The 5,963-nt window shown below is 41.8% G+C and carries 5 protein-coding genes and 1 pseudogene; 4 read left to right on the top strand and 2 right to left on the bottom strand.

Annotated features, from left to right (window positions below; all coding sequences use genetic code 11):
* Positions 1–770: 770 nt before the first annotated feature.
* Positions 771–1,062: pseudogene (locus tag ACP45E_RS08295) on the top strand (thymidylate synthase); the annotation flags it as partial.
* Positions 1,063–1,200: 138 nt separating this feature from the next.
* Here the strand turns inward: ACP45E_RS08295 and ACP45E_RS08290 are convergent.
* On the bottom strand, positions 1,201–2,349 hold the full coding sequence (locus tag ACP45E_RS08290; protein WP_017035468.1) for a Na/Pi symporter: 1,149 nt from the start codon (positions 2,347–2,349) through the stop codon (positions 1,201–1,203).
* Between the two features lie 396 nt (positions 2,350–2,745).
* Between ACP45E_RS08290 and nhaR the strand changes: the two genes are divergently transcribed.
* Both nhaR and ACP45E_RS08280 read left to right on the top strand, forming a co-directional pair.
* Positions 2,746–3,633: a transcriptional activator NhaR gene (gene nhaR / locus ACP45E_RS08285; protein WP_026026452.1), complete on the top strand. Its 888-nt coding sequence runs from the start codon at positions 2,746–2,748 to the stop codon at positions 3,631–3,633.
* A 144-nt stretch (positions 3,634–3,777) separates the two neighbouring features.
* Complete coding sequence (locus ACP45E_RS08280) at positions 3,778–4,083, top strand: ArsR/SmtB family transcription factor (protein ID WP_017035466.1); 306 nt, start codon at positions 3,778–3,780, stop codon at positions 4,081–4,083.
* Positions 4,084–4,158: 75 nt separating this feature from the next.
* Here ACP45E_RS08280 and rpsT read toward each other — a convergent pair whose 3' ends face one another.
* Complete coding sequence (gene rpsT / locus ACP45E_RS08275) at positions 4,159–4,419, bottom strand: 30S ribosomal protein S20 (protein WP_017035465.1); 261 nt, start codon at positions 4,417–4,419, stop codon at positions 4,159–4,161.
* A 257-nt stretch (positions 4,420–4,676) separates the two neighbouring features.
* Between rpsT and murJ the strand changes: the two genes are divergently transcribed.
* Positions 4,677–5,963: murein biosynthesis integral membrane protein MurJ (gene murJ / locus ACP45E_RS08270; protein ID WP_141707257.1), on the top strand; the 1,287-nt coding region annotated here is incomplete at its 3' end.

Genomic DNA, 5,963 nt, shown 5'->3' with positions numbered 1-5,963 from the left:
CCCGTGGGTTCATGGGGCGGATACTAATAAAGTTCAAAGAGATCTATTATGAGTTATGAGCAGGAGTTGTTTCCCAGAGCTGTAATTTTTGAAATAAGCTCAGTCGTAACTCCCTTACCAAATGTAGATGTCAAATAACGGCCAGAATAGACATCTAATATCTCAGAGTGACAATCACCACAGGTATACCAAGTAGAGTTGGTTGCTTGAGCATGAGCTAGCATCCTCCGTATAGGGTCACTATCATCCATACGGATGCTTAAAGCTATATCTGGAGCTAACTCATCTTCTACAAACAATCCTCCCTCAATGAATAATTGTCGTGTATACCTAGTGCCAAGAGGATATAGCTTAAAGCCCGATTCTACTGCGGCTTTACGAAGTTTTTTATTCCGACAAGATCTGGCGTTACAACTTCCAATAAATTAGCGGGTGAGCTGCATCGCCACTTTTCGTATGCCTGTGAAACGTTTTTGTCGCTACCGATGTATTGTTCCGAATAGAAAAGGCTGAAGGTATCAAAGTATAAAGTTTGCATTGGTATTCACCTATAGGGAGCTATCCAAGTTGGCCTGTTTACGTTAGTAGATAGAGGTGAGATTACCTTAGCACTTAAGTGTTTAAGAATGAAAGCCAGTGAGAGGAGGGCTTGGTGTTCTCTCTACTTAAGCTGCACTTTACTGTGCATATGCGAAATTGCACAGTCAATTATTTGTTACCCATCATTTGTAAACGTCCGAACTGTGCGAGTTTTTGGGGGTTTAAATTTGCTTGGCTTGAATTTTAATATGGTTCAAGTGTATGTGTTTCTTGCTTTGATGGCTCAAATAACGGGTAAGAAGCCGGGCGTATCATAAAATAGTAAACGCACACATCTATGAAGATCAATTGGCCCCCATGCGTGATATTCAGTTAAAGCGTGAGCCTTTAAAACCAGCGACGTTTCACATTAATCCTAAAATCACTTCATTAGAAGATTTAGAAACTTGGGTGACCTTGGAGGATTTTTGGGTAGAAGGCTATGAATGCCATGAAGCGATTAAATACCCGTTCTCGGTGTAGTTGACTTACTTTATTGGTTTTAGAAAGATAGAGACTAAAAGGCCCCTAAACGGTATGAGTTTAGGGGCCTTTTTGTTGGACTGTATTTTCTTGTCTAGATGCCGCGGCGAGTTCTTAAAGGTAGAACTATCTTCTATCTTAAGCCGTTAAAGCAAGAACAGCACCTGGCATGACAACAAAGATGCTTGCCAAGTAACCAGCTACAACCCATTTATTCTTTACTGCCATCTCAGCGATATACTCAGAACCTTTAACAGGAAGCTCTCGTAAGAATGGAATACCATAGATTAACGCGGTAGCGAGGACATTGAAGACTAGGTGAACCAATGCAATCTGTAGAGCAAACACTGCGAACTCACCAGACACGGCCGTAGCAGCTAATAGAGCAGTAATACACGTACCAATGTTTGAACCTAGGGTAAATGGGTATATGTCACGAACTTTAAGTACCCCAGAGCCCACAAGAGGAACCATTAGACTTGTGGTTGTTGATGAAGATTGAACCAAGATGGTCACGATAGAACCCGACGCGATCCCATGCAGTGGACCACGACCAATCGCATTCTTTAGAATTTCACGAGCACGGCCAACCATCAGGCTTTTCATTAATTTACCCATCACGGTAATCGCAACAACAATCGTCGCAATACCGAGCAAAATTAATGTAACACCAGCAGTGACATCACCAAATGCAGACAATGGCTCTTTGATTGCACCGACCACTGGCTTAGTGATAGGGCTAATAAAGTTCAGACTTTTAATGCTTAGATCACCGGTTGCTAGGAAAGGAGACACTAACCAATGTGAAATTTTGTCGAGAATACCGAACATCATTTCTAACGGCAGGAATATGGCAACAGCAAGCAAGTTAAAGAAATCATGAATAGTGGCACTTGCAAAGGCTCGTTTAAACTCAACCTTACAACGAACATGACCTAAGCTAACGATAGTATTGGTGACTGTGGTACCGATATTCGCTCCCATAACCATAGGGATGGCGGTTTCTACAGGTAATCCACCCGCAACTAAACCGACAATAATGGAAGTAACGGTACTGGATGATTGAATGAGCGCTGTGGCGATAAGACCAATCATTAAACCAGCGATAGGGTGAGATGCAAATTCAAATAATACCTTTGCATGGTCTCCTGTCGACAATTTGAATCCGCTTCCTACCATTGATACCGCTAAAAGAAGTAGGTATAGCATGAATGCCAAGTTAGCCCAGCGTAGCCAGTGGGATGTTCCCGCTTTTGGCATCGCTGTAGAAGTAGCTTGGTTCATCATAGTTTTCTCCGTTGACCGTTTTAGTGTTTTTGGTCTGTAGTTGAATCTGAGAGTGATACTAGACGGCAAATATTTCACTAATATGACAATTTTGGGGCGTGCGAGACTTTTTGAGATGAAGCCGAGGTTTGATTTTTTTTGTGGCGCCAAGGTGATTTTAAGGTATTGATTTTAAGATGGTTTTGTTGATGTTAAAACTCTGTGACTGGATGGTGTTTTTTTGACTTTTTTATTAATAGGCAGAAAAAACCGATAAAATTTGCAATATAACAAAATACACTTTCGGTAATATCATTTAAAAAACCCATTAACTAATGGTTTTTCCGAAATATAGATGCATCAGCGATGCGATTATGATTAGAATAGAGGGATATAACTCCTATGCTAGGTGATGCAATGTACCATTTAAACTATAACCACCTTTATTACTTTTGGATGGTGTGCAAACAAGGATCAGTGACGAAAGCGGCAGACGCGCTTTTTTTGACCCCGCAAACGGTGACCGGACAAATTAAAGCCCTTGAAGAGCGGATGGATGGCAAGCTGACTAAGAGAAATGGTCGTAGTGTAGAGCCAACCGAGTTAGGGCAACTCGTTTTTAAATATGCCGATCGAATGTTTGGTTTGAGTTATGAGTTGCTTGATATTGTTAATTACAGTCAGCGATCTAATATCTTATTTGATGTTGGGGTAGCTGATGCCTTGTCAAAAGATATCGTCAGTCGGATTTTGTTGAGTGCCGTCCCGAATGATAACAGCATCCACCTGCGTTGTTTTGAATCAACACATGAATTACTGCTTGAGCAACTCTCCCAACATAAACTGGACATGATTCTCTCTGACTGTCCGGTCGATTCAGGTAAAAGTCCGGGCTTATACAGTAAAAAGCTTGGGGAATCAGGCATGAGTTTTTATAGCCATGGCGACCAGAACATTGTGCTTTCAAGGGATCTCGAAGAGATAAAGCTATTGATCCCAGGTAGTCGAACCGCAATGGGACGTAAAGTTTTACAGTGGTTTGACAGACAGGGGGTGAATCCCAATATTTTAGGTGAGTTTGATGATTTAGCGTTAATGAAAGCCTTCTTTCGCCAGCATCAAGATGCGGTCATGCTTGCTCCAACCACATACCGGAACGAAGTGGATGAGAAAACGCACCTTAAAAAAATTGGTTCTATTGAGGATCTAAAAGAAGAGTATTACATTATTTTTGCAGAAAGAATGATTCAACACCCAGCGGTTAAAAGTATTTGTGATGAAGACTTTGGTGAGTTGATTAAGTAACCTTATGTTTTATATGACAATAGATTATCATGGTGTGCCGTTTAAACATAAGTTTGTCAGTTGTTGATTGCGCCATATCGTTATACTATTCGATACCCAGTGATGAATTGACTATCACAGCTGTTTATAGAGTGAGAAATCCTAATGAACTTAGAAGATATGGACCGAAATTCGGCGAAAGCGGTTGTTTTGCTCAAGGCCATGGCTAATGCAAAGCGTCTACAGATTTTGTGCCTATTGCATACCAATGAACTATCGGTAGGGGAGTTAGGTTCTCAGTTGGAGTTAAGTCAATCTGCGCTCTCTCAACATCTAGCTTGGTTGCGCCGTGATGGTTTAGTCAACACACGTAAAGAGGCACAAACGGTTTTTTACTCATTGAGTAGCGATGAAGTGAAGGCGATGATCAAGCTGCTTTATAGTTTGTATTGTGAACCAGAAACCAGTTAAGTTGAAATTGAGATAATTTAGACATAAAAAAACCGGCAGAAGCCGGTTTTTTTCTCACAGTAATCAGAGTTCTAATTAAAGAGCTTTGATTGCAGCTGTGAAACGAGCCTTATGACGAGCAGCTTTATTCTTATGAATAAGGCCTTTAGTCGCCATACGGTCTAGAAGTGGTGTAACTTCTACTAGAGCAGCAGTTGCAGCTTCTTTATTGCCAGCTTCAATAGCTGCAATCGTTTTTTTCATGTAAGTGCGCATCATAGAGCGACGGCTAGCGTTATGCTGACGACGTTTCTCAGCTTGGATAGCGCGCTTCTTAGCAGATTTACTGTTTGCCAAGGTCTAACTCCCAAAAACATAGTTCGGTGACAATTTAAGGGCGAGGAATATCCTCTATTTGCGCTTAATTGTCAAATGATTTGTGCAAAAACCCATCTAAGCCAAACAAGTTTGGTATGAAAAGGTTATCGCGGTTAAGATGGCGGGGATTCTAACAGTATTTTTATACCATTGCTAATACTTATCTTCTCTTACACAGGCATTCTATGTTTGTTCTTGAATATAGTGACGCATTAGCCGTGGTGATTGAGGTTAATTTGAGTAAACGTCTTCTAAAATCAGGCATGATTGTCAGCGCAATGACGTTGATTTCACGAGTATTAGGGTTAGTTCGTGATGTTGTTGTCGCTAATTTGATGGGCGCAGGAGCCAGCGCTGATGTTTTTTTCTTTGCAAACAAAATCCCCAATTTTTTGCGTCGATTATTTGCAGAAGGTGCTTTTTCTCAAGCATTTGTACCGGTATTGACGGAGTATCACGCTAAAGGTGATATGGATGAAACTCGACAGCTGATAGCAAAAGCCTCGGGTACCCTGGGCGTTATCGTGTCTGTTGTCACCATAATGGGGGTTTTGGGTTCGGGAGTCATTACTGCGCTTTTTGGCGCGGGTTGGTTTTTGGATTGGTTAAATGGAGGGCCTTCTGCAGAAAAGTTTGAATTAGCGAGCTTTATGCTGAAAATCACGTTCCCATATTTGTGGTTTATCACCTTTGTTGCACTTTCAGGCGCCATCCTCAATACCTTAGGCAAGTTTGCGGTCTCTTCGTTTACACCGGTCTTTCTCAATGTAATGATCATCGGGTCGGCTTATTTTATTTCCCCTATGCTGAATCAACCGGAAATTGGATTGGCTATCGGCGTCTTTTTAGGTGGATTGGTCCAATTTCTTTTTCAACTGCCTTTTCTAATCAAAGCGGGCGTACTGGTTAAACCTAAATGGGGCTGGAGAGATCCCGGGGTCGTTAAAATTCGTACCCTAATGATCCCGGCCTTATTTGGTGTATCGGTCAGTCAGATTAATTTGCTGTTTGATACTTTTATTGCCAGTTTTCTAGCAACGGGCTCAATCAGTTGGCTCTATTATTCCGACCGTTTACTGGAGTTTCCACTTGGGCTATTTGGTATAGCCATTGCGACGGTTATTTTACCTGCGTTATCAAGAAAACACGTAGATGCGCAAAGTGAGGGTTTTGCCCATACGATGGATTGGGGAGTCCGCATGGTCACCTTGCTCGGTGTGCCCGCCATGTTAGGTTTAATGGTATTAGCTAAACCTATGCTAATGGTGTTATTTATGCGTGGTGAATTTACCCCTCATGACGTCCATCAAGCGTCATTATCTTTGTTTGCTTACGCATCTGGTTTGCTCAACTTTATGTTAATTAAGGTGCTGGCACCCGGGTACTACTCTCGTCAAGATACTAAGACGCCTGTGAAATATGGCATCATAGCGATGGTAACCAATATGTTCTTCAACGCCATTTTCGCATGGTTTTATGGGTATGTTGGGCTCGCAATGGCGACGGCGTTATCGGCTTTTGTC

This window comes from Vibrio genomosp. F10 str. 9ZD137, from assembly GCF_049974785.1.
GTDB lineage: Bacteria > Pseudomonadota > Gammaproteobacteria > Enterobacterales > Vibrionaceae > Vibrio.
Note: the sequence above shows the minus strand (reverse complement) of the source record. Positions and strands in the feature narration are given on the sequence as shown.